The sequence below is a fragment of the Acinetobacter nectaris CIP 110549 genome (assembly GCF_000488215.1).
Classification (GTDB): Bacteria; Pseudomonadota; Gammaproteobacteria; order Pseudomonadales; family Moraxellaceae; genus Acinetobacter; species Acinetobacter nectaris.
The window spans coordinates 157,941-177,539 of the sequence record NZ_KI530734.1; the positions used below are offsets into that span (position 1 = coordinate 157,941).

At 36.7% G+C, this 19,599-nt stretch carries 16 protein-coding genes; 9 read left to right on the forward strand and 7 right to left on the reverse strand.

Annotated features, from left to right (window positions below; all coding sequences use genetic code 11):
* Positions 1 to 35 precede the first annotated feature (35 nt).
* Entirely contained in the window at positions 36 to 1,757 is a 1,722-nt protein-coding gene (gene ggt / locus P256_RS09715) for a gamma-glutamyltransferase (RefSeq protein ID WP_023273510.1), read from the forward strand.
* Here ggt and P256_RS09720 read toward each other — a convergent pair.
* The 5 genes from P256_RS09720 to lpxO form a co-directional block, all read right to left on the reverse strand.
* Complete coding sequence (locus P256_RS09720; RefSeq protein WP_023273511.1) at positions 1,754 to 3,058, reverse strand: flavin monoamine oxidase family protein; 1,305 nt, start codon at positions 3,056 to 3,058, stop codon at positions 1,754 to 1,756. The genes ggt and P256_RS09720 overlap by 4 nt on opposite strands.
* Before the next feature lie 26 nt (positions 3,059 to 3,084).
* The gene (locus tag P256_RS09725) at positions 3,085 to 3,708 is read right to left on the reverse strand and encodes an alpha-ketoglutarate-dependent dioxygenase AlkB family protein (protein WP_023273512.1); all 624 of its coding nucleotides are present in this window, start codon (positions 3,706 to 3,708) and stop codon (positions 3,085 to 3,087) included.
* Positions 3,709 to 3,754: 46 nt separating this feature from the next.
* Positions 3,755 to 4,345 (reverse strand): CDP-diacylglycerol--glycerol-3-phosphate 3-phosphatidyltransferase, encoded by a 591-nt coding sequence (gene pgsA / locus P256_RS09730; protein ID WP_023273513.1) that lies wholly within the window; start codon positions 4,343 to 4,345, stop codon positions 3,755 to 3,757.
* 166 nt (positions 4,346 to 4,511) lie between these two features.
* The gene (gene uvrC, locus P256_RS09735) at positions 4,512 to 6,311 is read right to left on the reverse strand and encodes an excinuclease ABC subunit UvrC (RefSeq protein ID WP_023273514.1); all 1,800 of its coding nucleotides are present in this window, start codon (positions 6,309 to 6,311) and stop codon (positions 4,512 to 4,514) included.
* A gap of 157 nt (positions 6,312 to 6,468) precedes the next feature.
* A complete protein-coding gene (lpxO, locus tag P256_RS09740) occupies positions 6,469 to 7,386 on the reverse strand; it encodes a lipid A hydroxylase LpxO (RefSeq protein ID WP_023273515.1) in 918 nt (305 codons plus the stop codon).
* A 314-nt stretch (positions 7,387 to 7,700) separates the two neighbouring features.
* Between lpxO and P256_RS09745 the strand changes: the two genes are divergently transcribed.
* From P256_RS09745 to P256_RS09770, 6 genes are all read left to right on the forward strand, one after another.
* Positions 7,701 to 9,854: a 3-hydroxyacyl-CoA dehydrogenase NAD-binding domain-containing protein gene (locus P256_RS09745; RefSeq protein WP_023273516.1), complete on the forward strand. Its 2,154-nt coding sequence runs from the start codon at positions 7,701 to 7,703 to the stop codon at positions 9,852 to 9,854.
* The gene (gene fadA, locus P256_RS09750) at positions 9,854 to 11,014 is read left to right on the forward strand and encodes an acetyl-CoA C-acyltransferase FadA (protein ID WP_023273517.1); all 1,161 of its coding nucleotides are present in this window, start codon (positions 9,854 to 9,856) and stop codon (positions 11,012 to 11,014) included. The genes P256_RS09745 and fadA overlap by 1 nt, the downstream gene beginning before the upstream one ends.
* A gap of 135 nt (positions 11,015 to 11,149) precedes the next feature.
* Positions 11,150 to 11,860, forward strand: a complete 711-nt coding sequence (locus P256_RS09755; protein WP_023273518.1) for a DsbA family oxidoreductase — start codon at positions 11,150 to 11,152, stop codon at positions 11,858 to 11,860.
* A gap of 138 nt (positions 11,861 to 11,998) precedes the next feature.
* On the forward strand, positions 11,999 to 12,193 hold the full coding sequence (locus tag P256_RS09760; protein ID WP_023273519.1) for a hypothetical protein: 195 nt from the start codon (positions 11,999 to 12,001) through the stop codon (positions 12,191 to 12,193).
* Complete coding sequence (locus tag P256_RS09765; RefSeq protein WP_023273520.1) at positions 12,190 to 12,651, forward strand: hypothetical protein; 462 nt, start codon at positions 12,190 to 12,192, stop codon at positions 12,649 to 12,651. The genes P256_RS09760 and P256_RS09765 overlap by 4 nt, the downstream gene beginning before the upstream one ends.
* A 48-nt stretch (positions 12,652 to 12,699) precedes the next feature.
* Positions 12,700 to 13,641, forward strand: a complete 942-nt coding sequence (locus tag P256_RS09770) for a hypothetical protein (protein ID WP_023273521.1) — start codon at positions 12,700 to 12,702, stop codon at positions 13,639 to 13,641.
* Positions 13,642 to 13,709: 68 nt separating this feature from the next.
* Here the strand turns inward: P256_RS09770 and htpG are convergent, their stop codons facing one another.
* Together htpG and P256_RS09780 are read right to left on the reverse strand one after the other, a co-directional pair.
* Positions 13,710 to 15,632, reverse strand: coding sequence for a molecular chaperone HtpG (htpG, locus tag P256_RS09775; protein ID WP_023273522.1), 1,923 nt, complete (start codon positions 15,630 to 15,632; stop codon positions 13,710 to 13,712).
* A gap of 299 nt (positions 15,633 to 15,931) precedes the next feature.
* Positions 15,932 to 16,537 carry an OmpW/AlkL family protein gene (locus P256_RS09780; RefSeq protein WP_023273523.1) on the reverse strand — a complete coding sequence of 202 codons (606 nt, stop codon included), beginning with the start codon at positions 16,535 to 16,537 and terminating at the stop codon, positions 15,932 to 15,934.
* A gap of 399 nt (positions 16,538 to 16,936) precedes the next feature.
* On the opposite strand from P256_RS09780, the gene P256_RS09785 reads away from it, so the two are divergent.
* A complete protein-coding gene (locus P256_RS09785) occupies positions 16,937 to 18,304 on the forward strand; it encodes an amino acid permease (RefSeq protein WP_023273524.1) in 1,368 nt (455 codons plus the stop codon).
* A gap of 107 nt (positions 18,305 to 18,411) precedes the next feature.
* Positions 18,412 to 19,596 carry an MFS transporter gene (locus tag P256_RS09790; RefSeq protein WP_040332115.1) on the forward strand — a complete coding sequence of 395 codons (1,185 nt, stop codon included), beginning with the start codon at positions 18,412 to 18,414 and terminating at the stop codon, positions 19,594 to 19,596.
* Positions 19,597 to 19,599: the final 3 nt, after the last annotated feature.

The window sequence follows — 19,599 nt, forward strand, 5'->3', positions numbered from 1 at the left end:
AAAATAATAAATATATTTGAATGAGTCACCCTCTTATGAGTAGCCAAATTCATCAAAACACTCAAGAAGAAAACCAAATGAGCCATTCATCTTCAGGTAAATATTGTGCTACACCTGCGACATGTCAAAACCCTATTCTGACCAATGCTGCTGTCACTACACCACACTATTTGGCAACCCAAGCTGCTATCGAAATTCTCCAAAAAGGAGGTAATGCAATTGATGCAGCAATTGCTGCATCAGCAACGCTTGCCGTAGTTTATCCACATATGAACTCCATTGGTGGGGATAACTTTTGGCTTGTTTATAATGCTAAAAATAAAACAGTCAATGCCATTAACGCCAGTGGTCGTTCAGGTGAAAAAGCGACTATCGACTTTTACAAGGTTAGAGGCTGCGATAAAATTCCTAGCCGAGGTTATTTGGCTGCAAATACCGTTCCCGGCGTCGTATCAGGTTGGGATTTAGCACACACATATGCAAAAAAGCATTTTTTTAATACGGGTTTAGAATGGAAAAATTTATTCGACAAACCTATCATGTATGCAAAAAAGGGCTGTGCTGTTACCCCTTCTTTTGCAAAATGGTTAGAAATAAATACTGATTCAACCGATCAAACGTCTCGTTACTTACAACGATTTTCTTCATTTAAAAATAACTATCTCAAAGAAAATGGGGAACTTTACAGAATTGGCGATGTATTTAAACAGCCTGATCTTGCACAAACACTTAGTACAATTGCTGCTGAAGGTGCAGCAGCATTTTATACAGGAAGTATTGCAGAAAAAATTATTGCTGACCTATCTAAAAATGATGGTGTACTCACCCTCAATGACTTCAAAAATCATCAAGCCAATTGGGTTGATCCAATTTCTACTACCTACCGAGACTATACTGCTTACAACTTACCGCCAAATACCCAAGGCATAACTTCTTTAGAAGTTTTGAACATCCTTAATCAGTTTAATTTAGAAAATATCGCTGAAGGTTCAGCCGACTATTATCATCTAATAGTTGAAGCCACTAAAGAAGCATTTATTGATAGAGATAAATACCTCACAGACCCTGAATTTGCTCATATTCCTATAGATGAACTCCTTTCTAAAAGCCATGCAAAGGCACAAGCTGAACGCATTCAAATGGATTTAGCAGCAAAAAATCAAGCTGCTCTAGACCCTAAAGGGGATACCGTTTGGCTAGGCATTGTCGATGAAGATGGAAACAGCGTTTCTCTTATTCAAAGTATTTATCATGACTTTGGCGCTGCTATTGTGCCCGAAGGAACAGGGGTTTTACTACAAAATAGAGGAAGTTTCTTTTCACTGGACGAAACGCATATCAACTGTTTAAAACCCCAAAAACGTACTTTCCATACATTAAATGCTGCAATGCTATTAGATAACGAACAACGCCCGACTCTCATCTATGGCACAATGGGTGGCGAGGGGCAACCGCAAACACAAGCTGCAATTGTCACACGTGTCATCGACTATAAAATGACAGTACAAGAAGCTGTGGCAGCGCCTCGGTGGCTCTATGGACGCACATGGGGTATGGCATCTAACAATCTAAAATTAGAAAATCGTATTAATGCCGATATCATTCAAAGATTAGAAAAACGCGGACATCCCATCGAAGTATTAGAAAGCTATTCCGACCTTATGGGGCATGCAGGTGCAATTTCTGTAAACTATCAGCTCGGTACAATAAATGCTGCAACAGACCCAAGAAGTGACGGACTTGCCAGTGGATATTAGTTTTTTACCATTTGAATAATCTGATTAGCCACATCTTTACCATGCAGGTATGCACCATGAACCGTACCTGCATACTGAATGTTGCAATGCTCACCACTTAAAAAGATACGCTCATCAATATTTCTATTCAGTCTCTGTACCAATTCTTCCGTATGATGAAGCGCAGGAAAACTAAATGAGCCATAGCTATATATATCTGCTCCCCAACGCGTAATCACGCTTTGTTTTGGTATTGCTGGCAGAGATGTTGTATAGACTCTTAAATGCTGAGAAATAAAGCTCCAGACTTCTAAATCATTTGACCGATCTATGAAGATAGATTGCTGACCGCCAAACAGCATTAAATAGGTGGGTGTTTTATAAATCTCAGATAAATCTAGGATATTGAAACAATAATCATCATGCCAAAAGAAGTAACTATTCGTTGAAGTAGTATTCTTTGCTATAAAATCTAAAGGTTCATCAAGTTGAAAAAATACTTTATTAAATGATCCATACCCCATGTGATCTATAGCATGCTGATGAGCACTAGGAAGTTCAGGTGTAAATGTAATCTTTTTTGCTTTTAAAACACCAAGTGGAACAGTCACAACAACTTTAGATGCTAAGAATTGCTGTCCTTCAGCATCAATAACAACAATATGACCTTTTGTTTGAATGATTTCTTTTACATTCACATTAAGTTGAATCTCTAAATTTTTCGCTATGCTATACACCACTTGCTCATAACCACTAGGAAAAACAACTTTATCGCCAGAGAAATACCCCTCATAATGCTGATAGTTCGCTGCTAAAGTCGATAAATCCGTTGCAAAAGGATCATTAGCGACTCGTTCAAAGAAACTTTGTAGCTTCATTTTGAGCGCATGGTTTTTAATTTCTAATGTATTAATAGTTGAAGAAACAACGTCTAAAGCACTACAACCTTGATGACTTGCGAGTGCTTTTTCTATTTCTAAAATATATGATAGAAACTGATCTTTTTCTTGTATTGAAAATGGCTGTCCACCATCATGTAAAAAAGTGGATACATCATAGTTAAATATTTCTGTTTCTATACCTTCTTTTTTTACAATATCCCAGATTGGGTTTCCCTCAATCCCATGAATCCATGAAGCGCCCAAATCAAATACACGATCTGCGATCATTTTTGAGTGAACACGACCACCTATCCGTTCTCTGGCTTCTAAGATAACAACATGTTGATGATGTGCTTGTAACTGACGCGCACAGGAAAGACCTGCAACACCTGCACCAATGATGATAATAGGTAAAATTCCATTTTCTTGCTTTAATGTCATATCGCTCTCCTTACTTATCTTCACATCTAATACAGAGTCTCGGAGTAAATATTCCGAAATGTAAGATTCACTCTTGGTTCAAGTATTTTTGTCATTTTAGGTATTGTATGCTGCCAAAATATTTGAGTATCGCCTTTCATAACAATTAATTGACCTGAATATAAATTCATTTCAAGACACTCCTTTGTCAGCATATGCTTAAATCGAAACTTACGTGTTGCACCAAAACTTAAAGAGGCAATAACAGGCTGTTTTCCTAAGAAGTCATCTGCATCACTATGCCACCCCATACTTTGTGTACCATCTAAATATAAATTCGCCAAACATGAGTTAAAGGTTGTGTTTGTCAGTGCTTCAATTTTATTTTTCACTCTAACTAAAAAAGGATCCCAAACTTCTTCTGCATTATGCTTAAAGCCTGAATATATATAGTGTGCTTGATGATCGGCATACCAAGCATATTTTCTTGCAGTCACATAATGCCGACCATGTATTTTGGCTTCATCATGCTGCCAATTTAAATTTTCTAAAAGATAAGCCAAACTTTTTTCTGCCTCTGCCGCAGTACAAATCAGACCAAAATCTTCTACATGCCCATCATAGGGCAAAATATTTTCACATGGCTCAGGATAAAATAAATCTAAGTTCATACATACCCCATTAAAAAAGCCTCTATACAAATAGAGGCTTTATACACTAAGGTTGTTTTAAAAATGGCCATGCTGCCCTTAAGTAAATAACCATTGACCATAATGTAAGAATAACGGCGGTATACAATAAAAGGTAAGCCAGAATATCGAGAGGTTGCCAATTGAGTAGAAATACACTAATTGCAATCATTTGAAATGCTGTTTTATATTTTCCCACTGTCGATACAGCAACATTGGTTCTTGCTCCAAGTTCTGCCATCCACTCTCTTAATGCCGATACTGTAATTTCACGAGAAATAATAACAATAGCTGCAAATGCCATCGCAATTGATGGTCTCCACTGCACTAAAACAACCAATGCAGCCGTTACCATAAGTTTATCGGCAACAGGATCTAAAAAGCGACCAAAAGCTGAGGTCTGATTCAACACACGTGCTAAATAACCATCGAACCAATCTGTTATTGCTGCAAGAATAAATATAGACGTTAACACTGTATGACGAAATAAGATTGTTTCATTTACACCATTTACACCCACCACAGGTGGCCAATAGGCAATCACCAAAAAGACAGGGATTAACACAATCCTTGCAATCGTCAAGATATTTGGAATATTCAGGATCCGCCCTGTGCTCATATACACCCGCCACTTTACTTTAGCTGATTATGCCCAACATACGTCGTGTCAAAGACATTATTATTTTACTGAAACATCTTGTCACTTTATACGAATTGCTGTTTTATGTCGACTAGAAGCTTAATAAAGTTTTTCTGACTGAAAGAAGCAATCGGCTTACCTTTTGTTACTCATGTAAAACTTTATAAATTGTTCTTGCCATTGCTGCACCAATGCCTAACACACCCGTTAATTCTTTTTCTGAAGCACGTAACACACCTTGTATACCCCCAAAATGGGTGAGTAAATCTCGCCTTCTCTTTGGCCCTAACCCGGGTATTACCTCTAATACAGAGCCTGCACGACGTTTATCACGTTTTGCACGATGTTTAGTAATTGCAAAACGATGTGCTTCATCTCGAACTTGTTGAATTAAATGAAGTGCCTTACTGTCTTCTGGCAGTTGTACTTTTTCACCATTAGTGAAATGTAAAGTTTCTAACCCTGGTTTTCTCCCTTCTCCTTTCGACACCCCAACCATAAAAGGGTCTAAATTTAAATTTTGCATGACTTCCATTGCCATGTGTAGCTGCCCTTTACCACCGTCTATGAGTAATAAATCGGGCAATAATGCTTTTTTATAACGGCGAGTTAATGCTTGCTTCATGGCAGCATAATCATCTCCTGCCTGAATATCTTCAATAGAAAATTGACGATAATCTCTTTTTCGCATTCCACCCTGATCAAACACCACACAAGAAGCAATTGTTGCCTCCCCCATCGTATGGCTAATGTCAAAACACTCTATACGGTCAACCTTACGACTTAAGACTTTCTGTAGCTGATGAAAGCGCTCATTTAACTCTAAGTGATGGTTTAACTGACCTTTAATAGCATGCTGCACATTCATTTGTGCAAGCTCCAACCACTCTGCACGTGTTTCTCGTACATTATGCTTAATAGAAACTTTCTTCTTAAATGCTTCATAAAAAGCCTCTTCAAGCTGTAACTGATCAGTTAATTTCTGATTCACAATCAACTCTTGAGGAATTTCATCAGCAACCTGAAAGTAGAAGTTCGCAAGAAAGTCACTAAGCATTTGCCCTAAGTCATTGCCCATCATATCAGGAAAATAGCTCTTTCCACCTAACATCTGCCCATTACGAACATGCATAATCTGAACACAAGTTACACCTGCCATATATGCAATTGCCAAGATGTCCGCTTCACCCTTAAATGTATATACTGCTTGTTGGGCAGCAACTTCTCGAAGTAGACCTAAACGATCTCTATAAAAAACAGCCTGCTCAAATTCTAAATTTTCTGCGGCTTTCTCCATTTTTTGAATCAGCTCATGATTCAATGCTTTTGTATCGCCCTGTAAAAATTGAAGTGAATTTTTTACATCTTGTGCATAGTCTTCAGGTGAAATTAGATCGACACAAGGCGCTGTACATCGTTTAATCTGATACTGTAAACAAGGTCGTTTGCGCTGCGAGAAGTAACTATTTTCACACTGCCTAACATTAAACAATTTTTGTAGCGTAAGTAGCATATCCTTGGCACTTTGCGCACTTGGATAAGGCCCAAAAAACTTACCTGCTTGATGGTTTCCCTTACCTCTCCCACTTGCAATTCTAGGATAAGGACGATCTGCCGAAACATAAATATAGACATATGACTTATCATCTCTCAGCATAATATTATATGGAGGACGATGCTCTTTAATTAAGTTCTGCTCAAGTAACAATGCCTCCGTTTCAGAGCGAACAATCAGTGTTTCTATATCATAAATACGGGCAACCAATGCCTGTGTTTTTGGATGCTCAATTGTTTTTATAAAATAACTCGAAACCCTATTTTTTAAATTCTTTGCTTTACCCACATACAAAAGCTCACCATCTTTTCCAAGCATCTTATATATGCCTGGTAGCTGGGTCATATGCTGTAGAACTTTTTCTATATGTTGGCGTGCATTTGGGTTCACAGTATTCCTTTAAATGTAGTTAACTCAGAAACTATGTTATGTATTGGATGCAATCGCAATAACTTTCAAGTCAAAGATACATCTCAGCATCAAAAAAGCACGCTACAAATAAAGCCAATACTTTACGGTTTAGCGTGCTTTTCAAGCATTGTTATAATTACTTAAAAATATATGGACGAATAAAAATAAGGAAGAAAATTCCTAGCATGAGTATCCATTTTAAGATGTAGTATAACGTTCTATTGGCTGCCTTTAATGCTTTGGCTTTAATACGAATTTGATACACATAACCAAAAGCCTTATTTAAACCACCTGTTTGATCACCTGCTTCATTTGGTGAACTCGCAGCCGTCATTACCTTACGACCAAACCAATGATTAAAACGCTCCATCAACTTCGTTTTTAAGGGACGCTCTACATCACAAAATAAAATAATACGGTTCTGATCTGTCGTGTTTTCTGCATAGTGAATATATGTTTCATCAAAGACTACACTCTCACCATCACGCCAAGAGTACCGTTCACCATCAACATCAATGAAGCAACGGTCATCATTTGGGGTTAGTAATCCCAAGTGATAACGCAATGAGCCTGCGTATGGATCACGATGGCGTACTAAACGGCTATCAGGAGCCAACTCAGTAAACATGGCAGCTTTAATTGATGGGAGTGTTTTCAGTAATGCAGTTGTTTTTGGGCATAATTCAGATGCAGATGGATGACTTGAATCATACCATTTCAAATAAAAACGCTTCCATCCCGTCTTAAAAAATGAATTAAAACCAAGGTCATTATATGTACTTGAGGCTTTGATCCCCCCTTGGTCATAGAGTGCTTTTGCTTCATCACGAATCATTTCCCAATTTTCATCAAGCACTTTAAGGTCTTTAAAATACTGCGTTTCAATATAAGGCTGATTTGGCACTTTTGAAAAACAATACATTAAAAAATTAATGGGCGCGAGCAATGTTGAATGGTCAAAAAATTGACGATAAAACGAATGGCGCACCTTACCGCGATATTGGATATAAAGTGCAGATATCACAAATATTGCGAGGATAATCCACTTAGTCATAAAGAAACCAAATTGTATTAAATGTTTTAAATTAAGATAATTTTCAATCTATTCTCATTATATGCAAATTTAACAAAATTTATGAGATTTTTTTCTAAAAATGCTCTTAATTTATCTTTTTTTTCAAAAAATAGAGCTCTTCGCTTAAAACAAACAAATCAATCACTTACTTTAAGTTATGACTTAAATACAATCACATGAATGGCTTTATATAGTTATCGTAATATTCAGCAAGAATTTGATGTGTATCTGCATAAATATATGCAAAATAGCAATAAGTTAAATATTGGTAAAAAAATAAAGGAGATCAGCGCATGATCCATATTGGCAATGCGATTACCGTTCGTATGCTACAAAACGGTATTGCAGAGTTCCACTTCAATTCACAAGAAAACTTAGTGAACAAATTTGATCATGCCACCTTAGAAGATTTTAAAGCGGCGCTTGACGCAATTGACTCACAAAAAGATATTCAAGGCTTAATCGTTACTTTTGCAAAAGCATATTCTGCACTTGATGCTGAAGTAAAAACATATATGGATTATTGCACTAAAGATGAAATAACCATACATGACGAGCTTCAAGAACTTTTCTCTCTTTTAAATCGGTTAGAGGCATTACAATTACCAACTGTTGCAGTAATTTCAGAAAACCTTATTGGTAGTGGTTTTGATATTGCGCTTGTATGTGACTATAGAGTGATCTCAAATACATCACAATTAGGCTTCTTAACAACAGATTTTGGTGTATTGCCTACTTTTAGTGCAACAACCCGCTTACCACGATTGATTGGCTTAGAAGCTGCTGTTCAGTTCTTCACAGCAAAAGCACCTTTAACTTTAGAATGGGCTCAAGCCTATGGCTTAGTTGATACCATTACACATGAAGAAAAAATTATTCCAGCGGCATTGGATATTATTCAACATGCGATACATGGTGAATTTGATTGGAAAAAAGAAAGAAAAGAAAAGATTGCACCTTTACAATTAAGCCCAATTGAACAATTTATCGCATTCCACACCATAAAAACCAAAACCTTTTCACAGAATGCCTTAATGCATAATCCTGCGTCAAAGCTACTGTTAAATACACTACAGAATTCAGTATTACTTAATGCAAATGAAGCTTTCGCGTTAGAAATTGATTACTTTGCTCAGGCGATTAAACGACCACAAATACATGCCGTTATAGGTTCACTACAAACAACTGATTTTTACAATACACAAGTTTTGCAATATGCAGATAAAGCCACTCCAATTACGCATACAGCATTACTAGGTACCAATACTGCTGCAAGTCAAATTACTACAGAAATAGCCACTCGCAATAAATCCGTCTTATTAAAAGTTTCCACTGCGGAAGAAGGCAATCAGGCTGTAGAATCAGTTCGAGATCGTCTGTATAAAAAACTCGAAAAGCATGAAATTTCAATTCAAGAGTTAGGTAATGCACTCTGCCAAGTCCATCCAACATATAGCTATGAAAGTATTGCAAAAGTAGACTTTGTAATAGAAAGTCTAAATCAGCATCCGAAATCTAAAGTTCAAGCAATCAAAGAGGTTGAAAGCCAAATTGTAACGAAAGATACAATTATTGCTTCAAACACATCTACAATATCAATTACACGTCTTGCGAAAACATTACAACGTCCTACACAGTTTATTGGCATGCACTTTTTAGATGCGATTTCCAATCATCAATGTGTTGAAGTCGTATATGGTGAGGAAACATCTCAAGAAACTATTGCAACAAGTATGACGTTTGCAAAAGCATTAGGAAAAACACCTGTTTTAATAAAAGATGGTGCTGGTTTCTTTATTTACCGTACTTTATTTCCTTACTTAAATGCCTTTGAAAACCTTGTTGAACAAGGAGTCGACTTCCAAAAAATTGACCATATTATGGAAGCCTTTGGATGGCATATTGGTCCCGCAGCAATGATTGATCAACTTGGTACACATCAATTTATGCATATGGCAGAGCTACTTTCTGAAAGCTACCCTGAACGTATGCAAAATGACTTCCACGGCGTAACATCATTATTGCATCGTGCTGAACGGTTTGGTTATCAGAGCTGTCTTGGTTTTTATCAATATAAAAATCAGACAAACAAGCTTATCGACACAGCGGTATATGAAATTATTGACCCTCTTATTCCTGATGAACGAGAAACAGTAAGTCACCACGAAATTATCGATCGTATGATGCTTGCTTTATGTAATGAAACCATCAGATGTTTGGAAGATAAAACGATTTCCACTGCTTATGAAGCAGATCTAGCCATGAGTTATATTGGTTTTCCAAACTCTAAAGGTGGGCCATGTCGTTATATAGAACAAATGGGTATTAAAGAATATATTGCTTTATGCAATACCTATACTCACTTAGGAAAGATATACGAAGCACCTCAAATGTTGCATGACCTAGCAAAGAAAAACCAAAATCTATTTCGTACAGGAGAACAATAATGGCGCAGTTAAAGCCTCGTGATGTTGTTATTGTTGATGCTGCCCGTACTGCCATGGCAAAAACAGAACATGGTATGTTTCGTCATATTCAAGCAAGCGAGTTATCAGCAGTACTAATTCAACGACTATTAGAAAGAAATCAGTTTAATCTAGAAGACATTGAAGATGTAATTTGGGGTTGTGTTCACGCTCAAGGCGAAGAAAATATTGCCCGAAAGATTGCGTTGCTTGCTCAGTTACCCAAAACAACTGCAGGACAGACTGTAAATCGTTTAGATGGCTCTTCAATGCAGGCACTCCATAGTGCTGTTGCACAGATAGCAACACAGCAAGGAGATATCTTTATTGTTGGTGGTGTCGAACATACACAAACTAAACCAGCCAATACGAATCAGCATTTACAACATACAAAATATTATGCACAAGCCTCTCATAATTTTGGATTAACTGCTGAAATATTTGCTCGTATGAACGGGATTACACGTGAACAGCAAGATATTTTTGCACTGCAATCACACCAACGTGCATGGCAAGCTACCCAAAATGGAGCTTTTGCAAAAGAAGTGGTCACTATTGCAGGGCATAACCATGATGGTTTTAAAACACCCTGTAAAGTAGATGAAGTCATTCAACCACACTTAGCACTTTCAGACTTACAAGCATTACAACCTATATTTGATACTGAACAAGGCATCATTACAAATGCAACATCAGCACAAACATCTAGCGGTGCTTCGGCATTATTAGTGATGTCTGCAGAACATGCAAAGACTTTAAATTTAAAACCGAGAGCTGTAATTCGAGCGACTGCTGTAGCAGGTTGTGATGATGCCCTGATGGGATACGGCGCAGTTCCCGCAACTCAGAAAGCCCTTAAACGTGCAGGTCTTTCAATGAAAAATATTCAGACCATTGAACTACATGAAACATTTGCAGCACAGACTTTGGCTGTACTCAAAAATTTAGACCTGTTTGAACAACAAGATAAAGTGAATGTTCATGGCGGTGCAATTGCACTTGGTCATCCAGTTGGTTGCTCAGGTACACGACTTATTACTTCATTACTACATATTATGGAACAAAAGAAAACTCAATTTGGTTTAGCCACCATGTCTATTGGGCTCGGACAAGGGATATCCACTATTATTGAACGTCTTTAAAACCATATTCGATCTCATCATCTTATTTGGTGAGATCGTTTGATATCCAATTTATACAACGTTCAGCATTCGATACTTGCCTTTTTTATAATAACCTCCATCATATTATTATTCTAAATAATTATTGAGATACTTATGCGCGTAGATATCTGGTCAGATGTGGTTTGTCCATTTTGTTACATTGGTAAAAAACGTCTAGAACGTGTTGCTGAAGAAATGAATCTAGACCTTGAAATCCACTGGCATAGCTTCCAACTCGACCCTAAATCCCCTGCAAGCTTTAGTGTTCCAACAACTGAACTCATTGCTAAGAAGTATGGTCGCAGTATTGAAGAAATGGAAGCCATGCAAGTTCAAATTGCTGAAATGGCAGCGGAAGAAGGAATTGACTTCCAGTGGCGTAAAACAAAAGCAGGTAATAGTTTCGATGCGCACCGCGTTATTCACCTTGCCCAAAGTAAAGGTCTTGGAAACAAAGCAAAAGAAGCATTTTTCCATGCTTATATGACTGAAGGACTCGCTATTGGAGAGCGTGAAACTGTTGAAGAAATTGCTTCACGTATTGGTTTAGAAAATGGCGAAGTTGAAGACATGCTCAATTCAAACGAGTTTGCTGAGTTTGTAAAATATGATGAAGATCTTGCGCGCGAAAAGTTGAATGTTACAGGTGTACCATTTTTTGTATTTGATCAACGTGTTGCACTTGCAGGAGCACAACCTGCGCAAGTTTTTGAAGAAGTTATACAAAAAACTTTAGCATCAAAAGATGAAAAAGCAGCAACAGTATCTGAGCCTGAGTCTAATGCACAATGTAACGACAACAGTTGTGATATAAAACAAGATTAAATGCCATAGATACCTATAATGAAAAAACCATTGTAGGTATCTTTTTATTGCTACGTTTCATTACATGAAACCTTTTCTTGTACTACTTAATCTGCTATAAAAATACTATACTCAGAGTTTTAATAATAAGCATACGTTATGCAACAAGTGAATGCTTTTTTACAGGGAAAAATCTCGATTTCAGAACTAGATATCGACCAACTCATAAAATTAATTCGACAGCATCCAAACCCTGAAAGTGTAGAATATAAATTACTCGAATTGACGCTGAATCAGGTCTTGGCTGAATATCTTAAAAAAGCAGAATCTTATATTTCAGGTCAGATATCATGAATCTCTTAGAAAAAGCAGAACTCATTCAAGAAATTCGCCAGAATCTATTAAAAATTGAACAGCCATCTGCCCTTATTGAAAAAGCCAAAGCAACGTATCACTTAAAAGAAATTATTCAACGTTGTAGCCAACCCAATATACTGGCAGAAAAAGCTACAATTTCATTTACGCAAGAAAGAGAAACGATACTAACAATCGTGCAAACATCTGAGTACAAACAAAGTTATTGTGGTGCTTTTGACAACAAGCACAACTTACTCAGTCAGCTCAATAAATGTGACTCTCCGCGTTGGGCAATTCTTTACCAAACCAATCAAACCTTTTGGCAGATTTGGATTACTTTAGGCCCTCATCGTAGTACAATTTATTCTGACTGGTATCGCCAGCTTAAAGATGCTTACACATGGCTCATTGAACAGCAAAAGTTTTTTATACACTTACAAAAAGACTTGGGCTAATATAAATTTACTTATTTTCTGACATATTTGATTAAGAACTCTTTTGATGTGTTAATTCGACGACATTTTTTTATTTATACATGCTCTTCTTTAGCTTTATGTACTTTGTCTCATACAGCAAATGCATCGCATTTTAATTTATGCCTCCCCTCGCAACACCTCATTACAAGTAAAAGACTGAATACTTCTAGACAGCACTTTCGCTATCAAAGATATCTACATAGAAAATATAAACTAGATGCAGTACCCTTTGAAGATATTACACAAGAGGCTATTCCACCACTGTGGTTTGACCCCAATTCCCCTATATTTGCAGAACAACTTTTAGCAGTTTTTGGCAAAACATCTTTATCTTTACGCCTGCAAAACACCGAAAAGAAAACAACCAAAAAACGTACACTTGGCTTTCAAAAGAAAAAAAGTAAAATTTCAAAAAAGGAGAAGGAGAGACTTTGGGTAAGTGAAGTCTTCGGTGAAATTTCCAAGCTGCTACCATTTCAAAATGGAATGGATATTGGCTCCAACTCAAATAGCGATGTATATGTTGAGGTTAATGCTGAAAAAAACTGGGATTTATTTGCAAACTGGAAACTTGATGCAAGTCAGACCTTTCGTTATGCATCACAAAGTAAAAATTACTCTGAAACTGACTTCAACTTTACACAACAACGTTCAGACAAAGACCTTGCTTCAAATCAATTCTCTATTGTTAAAAGCTATGCAGAAGAATTCACATGGAGTGATAAACTTTTTATGCAAAAGAAGTTTTTAGATAATAAAAGTATTACCTATGGCATCTATACCAGTGGTATTTATAGTAAAGAAAAGAAAGATGTCGAACTGCAAAGCTGGGGGCCATATTTTGGTTGGCGTATTCCTATTTGGAGAAACTGGGTATTCTTAGAAAATGATGTTTCATATTACAGAGATAGCACAGCAACAGATGGTTATTCTTTTAGTTCAAACATTCAACTCGAAGCAACATTCTAATAAAAAAAGCTGAACCCAATTGGATTCAGCTTTTAAATATAACCTAAAAAATCTTTAACTCAATATCATTATTTCATCAATAAGCTATTAATACGTTTTACATATTCAGCAGGGTCTTCAGGTAAACCACCTTCAGCAATCACAGCTTGGTCAAAAATTACATTTGCCAAATCGTCAAACTGACCTGTCTGCTCTAGCTTTTTAACCAATGGATGTTCAGGGTTAATTTCTAATGTTGGCTTCACATCAGGTACAGCCTGTCCTGCTTGCTTTAACATACGCACAAGCTGAGGAGACAACTCACCTTCACTCGTCACAAGACATGCAGGAGAATCGACTAAACGTGTTGTTACACGTACTTCCTTCGTTTTAGCTTTTAATGCATCACCCAGTTTTTCTACAATTGGCTTAAACTGTTCTTGTGCTTGTTCTAGTGCTTTTTTCTCTTCCGCATCTTGTAAGTCACCAAGATCTACCGCACCTTTAGCAATACTTTGCATTGGCATACCATCAAACTCATGCACAAAGTTCATTGCCCATTCATCTACACGGTCAGCCATCAGTAAAACTTCAATACCTTTTTTCTTGAAAAGCTCAAGCTGTGGTGAATTTTTTGCCGCTGTTAAGCTGTCTGCCGTCACATAATAAATAGACTTTTGGCCTTCCTTCATACGTGCTTTATAGTCAGCCAATGATGTTGAAATTTCATCATTTGTCGACGTTGCAAAACGTAGAATTTTTAAAATACGATCGCGGTTTGCAGTATCTTCACCTAAACCTTCTTTAATGACTGAGCCAAACTCAGCATAAAACTTTTTAAACTTCTCTTGGTCTTGCTCATCTTCTGACTTCGCTAAGCCATCAAGCAATGTAAGTACACGACGCGCATTCCCTTCACGAATCAGTTTTACATCACGGCTTTCTTGCAATAACTCACGGCTTACATTCAATGGTAAGTCTGCACTATCTACCACACCTTGAACAAAACGTAAGTAATTTGGAATCAGATTATCCGCATCATCCATAATAAACACACGTTTTACATACAGCTTAATGCCTGCCTTTGCATCACGTGTGAAAATATCTTGTGATGCTTTACTTGGAATATAAAGCAACTGTGTATATTCAGTATTTCCTTCTACGCGGTTATGAGACCAAGCTAAAGGTGCTTCATAGTCGTGGGTTAGGTTTTTGTAGAACTCGACATACTGCTCTTCTGTTACATCATTTTTACTACGCGTCCATAATGCACTTGCAGAGTTAATCGCTTCCCACTCACCTGTTTTAACCATTTGACCACCTTTAGGTTCTTCACCCTCAGCAGCCTCTTCCTCTTGCCACACTTCTTTTTGCATTTCAATTGGAAGACTAATGTGATCAGAATACTTATTAATAATTTGCTTAACTTTATAACTTTCTAAGTATTCAACGGCATCATCACGTAAATGCAAAATAATATCTGTACCGCGTGAAGCTTTATCAATGTCTTGAACTTCAAAATCGCCCGTACCGCCGCTAATCCAACGTACACCCTCACTTGCTTCAAGACCTGCACGACGCGATTCCACCACAATTTTATCTGCAACAATAAAACCTGAGTAAAAACCAACACCGAACTGTCCAATTAACTGTGCATCAGACTTCTGATCCCCAGTTAGCTTAGACATAAAATCTTTTGTGCCCGACTTTGCAATCGTACCTAAGTTATCAATCGCCTCTTGCTGACTTAAACCAATCCCATTGTCTGAAATTGTAATCGTTTTTGCATCTTTGTCTAAAATGACACGAACATGTAAGTCAGGATCATTTTCATAGAAATCTGGATGATTAATCCCTTCAAAGCGCAATTTGTCACACGCATCTGAAGCATTTGAAACCAACTCTCTTAGAAATATTTCTGGGTTTGAATATAAAGAATGCGTCACTAAATGCAAAAGCTGTGCAACTTCAGCTTGGAAACTATAGTTTTTTGGATTACTTTCGGTACTCATAAACTTACCTCTTTGTATAATGACATTATTGTGTTGAATGCTTTATGAATGGAGGAAGACATCGAGTTTTTCAAGACAATTACTTAATTTTTTTAAATGTCTGCATAAAAAAACCCCACTCTTTTGAGTGAGGTGCGCTTATCAAAAACAGTAAAGATTCCCCATTTAATTTGTTATTGCACGCTTTATTATTATTTTAAATGCATACAGTTTAGATTGCTCTGTTTTACCCCAAGACATAGCAACTTGCTTATATTCACAAATGATTACTCAACTAAACTGTATACATATTTTGAAAATTAGAAACGGTAACTATAACCAACAGTATATACCCAAGGATTTACTTTTAAATCACCAATATATGTACCATTTAATTTAAGTTTAGATTTTACATTTGCATAGCGTACATCAGCAAATAGCCCCCAATTATCTTCTGCTTGTGGCTTAAAGTTCAGACCAACTTGTCCTGCCACACCATAGCCAACTTTTGCATCTAGCTGATGTTTTTCACCATTTAATTTTTCATCAAAAGGGATAACTGCTGTCATGCCCACACCAACATATGGTGTAAAACCTGTAGTGTTATTAAAGTTATATTTTACCGTTAATGTTGGTGGTAAATGTCTGAATGAAGCGATTTTTGTGCCATTACTTGTCACATGCTGTTTAAATGGTGTTGCCAACAATAATTCAGCCGATACACCTGTATTATCAAAAAAATACTCAATAGATGGTGTAAAACTATACGAATGATCCGCTTTTACATGCGTTAATGCACCTTGTGCAAGCGTATTATTATCCTCTGTTGGAACTAATGCACTCACCCCCAACTTTACTTGAAAGTTACCTGCAAAACTTGCAGAAGATAAAGCAACCAAAGATAAAACAACTAATTTTTTCAACATTTTAAATCTTCTAAATAACCACTAAATTAATAATATTTATATTATTATTAATATGCAACTCTATTTTAATAAAAATTAAAATAATATTATTAAGATACTGTTATTTATAAATATTTATTAAATTCATATTATTTTAGTCGGGATTAATTTTATTATAACCAACTCTAAAGGTTGGAATTAAAATAAATCATACTATATTAGTAAAGTATTTTAATTAATCAGATTAAAAATTAAATAATATTATTATTTAGCACATATATTCTTTTATTAACTTTTCAATCACCTAATAAATAAGAGTAAAAAATAGACAGTTTTTAAGCGGTTGTTTAGGATGAATAAATATTATGTGGACTCACTGACTCGCTTCTATACAATATGTGACACGGATTGGAGTAAATAATGTCACAGACATCATCTTTAAAGCGTGGATTAAGTACGCGCCACATACGTTTTTTGGGGCTCGGTTCTGCCATTGGAACAGGGCTCTTTTATGGTTCAGCTTCAGCAATTCAGCTCGCAGGACCATCAGTTATTCTGGCTTATATTTTAGCTGGGCTTGCAATTTATGTCGTCATGCGAGCACTTGGGGAAATGGCTGTACATAACCCTGTTTCAGACTCTTTTAGTCGTTATGCAACCGAATATATTGGTCCACTTTGGGGGTTTACCGCAGGCTGGACATATGTCTTTGAAATGGTCATCGTTGCCATTGCCGATGTTACTGCCTTTGGTATTTACATGGGTTTTTGGTTTCCTGATGTCCCTCGTTGGACTTGGATTCTATCTCTTATATTTTTCTTAGGTGGAATAAACCTTATTCACGTTAAAGTATATGGTGAACTTGAGTTCTGGCTATCTATTATTAAAGTCAGCGCAATCGTTGCTATGATTCTTGGTGGATTAGGCATCTTACTTTATGGCTTCCATTTACCACAAACAACAGTCACACCAAGCATTACCAATCTTTGGCAGCATGGTGGTTTCATGCCTAATGGAATTGGGGGCTTTATTGCTTGCTTCTCTGTAGTTGTCTTTGCATTTGGTGGTGTAGAGGTTATTGGTATTACAGCCGGCGAGTCTAAAGACCCTAAAAAAGCAATTCCACATGCGATTAATGCGGTACCTTTCCGTATTCTTTTATTCTATGTACTCACTATTTTTGTACTGCTTTCAATTTTCCCTTGGAATCAAATTGGAGGAAATGGCAGTCCATTTGTACAAATCTTTGAAGGTCTTGGCATTAAATCTGCTGCTGCAGTCTTAAATATCGTTGTGATTACCGCTGCAATTTCAGCAATTAATAGTGATGTTTTTGGCGCTGGCCGTATGATGTATGGCATGGCAAAAAAAGGACAAGCACCTGAAAGCTTTGGAAAGACTTCAAAACATGGTGTGCCATGGATGACGATTGTTGTGATGGCAGGCGTTCTACTCGTTGGTGTTGTCTTAAATTACCTTATTCCTGAAAATGTATTTGAAATCATTGCTTCTATTGGTACTTTTGCGACTGTATATGTATGGCTCATGATTTTACTTGCACACTTCGGTATGCGTAAGAAACTTTCTGCTGAAGAAATTAAGAAATTAGACTTTCCTGTTGTTGGTTGGCCAATTGCACCTGTACTAGCTACCCTGTTTATGGCTTTTGTTATTGGTCTTATAGGGTACTTCCCAGACTTACGCCCTGCGCTCTATGTTGGCGGTGTTTGGTTAGTTATTCTCATTGCAATCTACGCCATTTGGATCAAACCCAAAAAATTAGTTTAGATACTTTGCCCACATATTTTGTGGGCTTTTTATTCTTTACTTTATTTGGCTTAAATAAATTTATCACATAGAATGTTAGATCAAAAATACATCAAAATGATAAATCAATGAAAAACCCCTCTTTTGCCTGTATAAGTGTTGCATTCATCTTTCTCATTAATATGCTTGGTACAACATTACCAACAGCCATTTACCCCATCTATCAAGCTGAACAACATATTACAAGTTTTACAATCACTCTCATTTTCGCAACTTATGCTCTTGGTGTCATCATTGCTCTACTTACCATGGGAAGCTGGTCTGATCAGTTAGGTCGTAAGCCTATATTATTCTTAGGGCTCATTTTTTCAATAATCTCTGCCCTATTCTTTACATTTGGTCACTCGGTAGGACTATGGCTTATCGCACGCCTATTCTCTGGCTTTTCAGCAGGGTTATATGCCTCAACAGCAACAGTGATGATTTTAGAACTTGCTCCAAAAAACTGGAGTAAAGTTGCAACGCTTATCGCAAGTGGTGCCAATATTCTAGGTTTAGGTCTTGGCCCCCTCATTGGTGGAGTCATTGTAGAAAGTTTACCAAATCCTGAAATAATGCCTTATATCATTCACATCTTACTTTCTATATTTACCATCTGCCTACTTTGTTTTATTCCAGAAAGTCAGCCAAAAGCATCTCAAATTCACTTAAAAATACAACGTTTAGCATTACCAAATGAGGTTAAAAACATCTTTGTCCCTGTTGCTATTGCAGGGTTCTCAGGCTTCATGGTTATGGGGTTTTACTCTTCTATTATCCCATCTATTTTAAACCATATTTTTGAAGTTCATCATGCTGTTCAAATTGGACTGACTATCTTCATTTTGTTTATTGCATCTGTTTTAGGGCAAATGAGCGAGCCTTTTATTACAAAAGAAAAACGTGAATTTGTAGGATGTTATGCACTACTCTTAGGATTACTTCCTTTTACATTATGTATTTACTTTAAAAATTTTATGCTGCTTTATATTGCAACAGCTTTATGCGGTTGGGGGCAAGGACTTAGCTTTAGAGCCTGCTTAGCAAACTTGGCACAGCATAGCCCTAAAGAATATAAAGCTGCCATTACATCTAGTTTTTTTGTCATTATTTATTTGGGTATGTCTATTCCTGTCATTGGTATGGGAATACTCAATCAGTTTGTAACACTAAAAACTGCAACTCTGACATATTTGGGTACTGTTTTTATTATTCTTACCACAGCAATTATACTTCTGCGCAGATATTACCAATCCATAAAAAAGGCACCCTAAGGT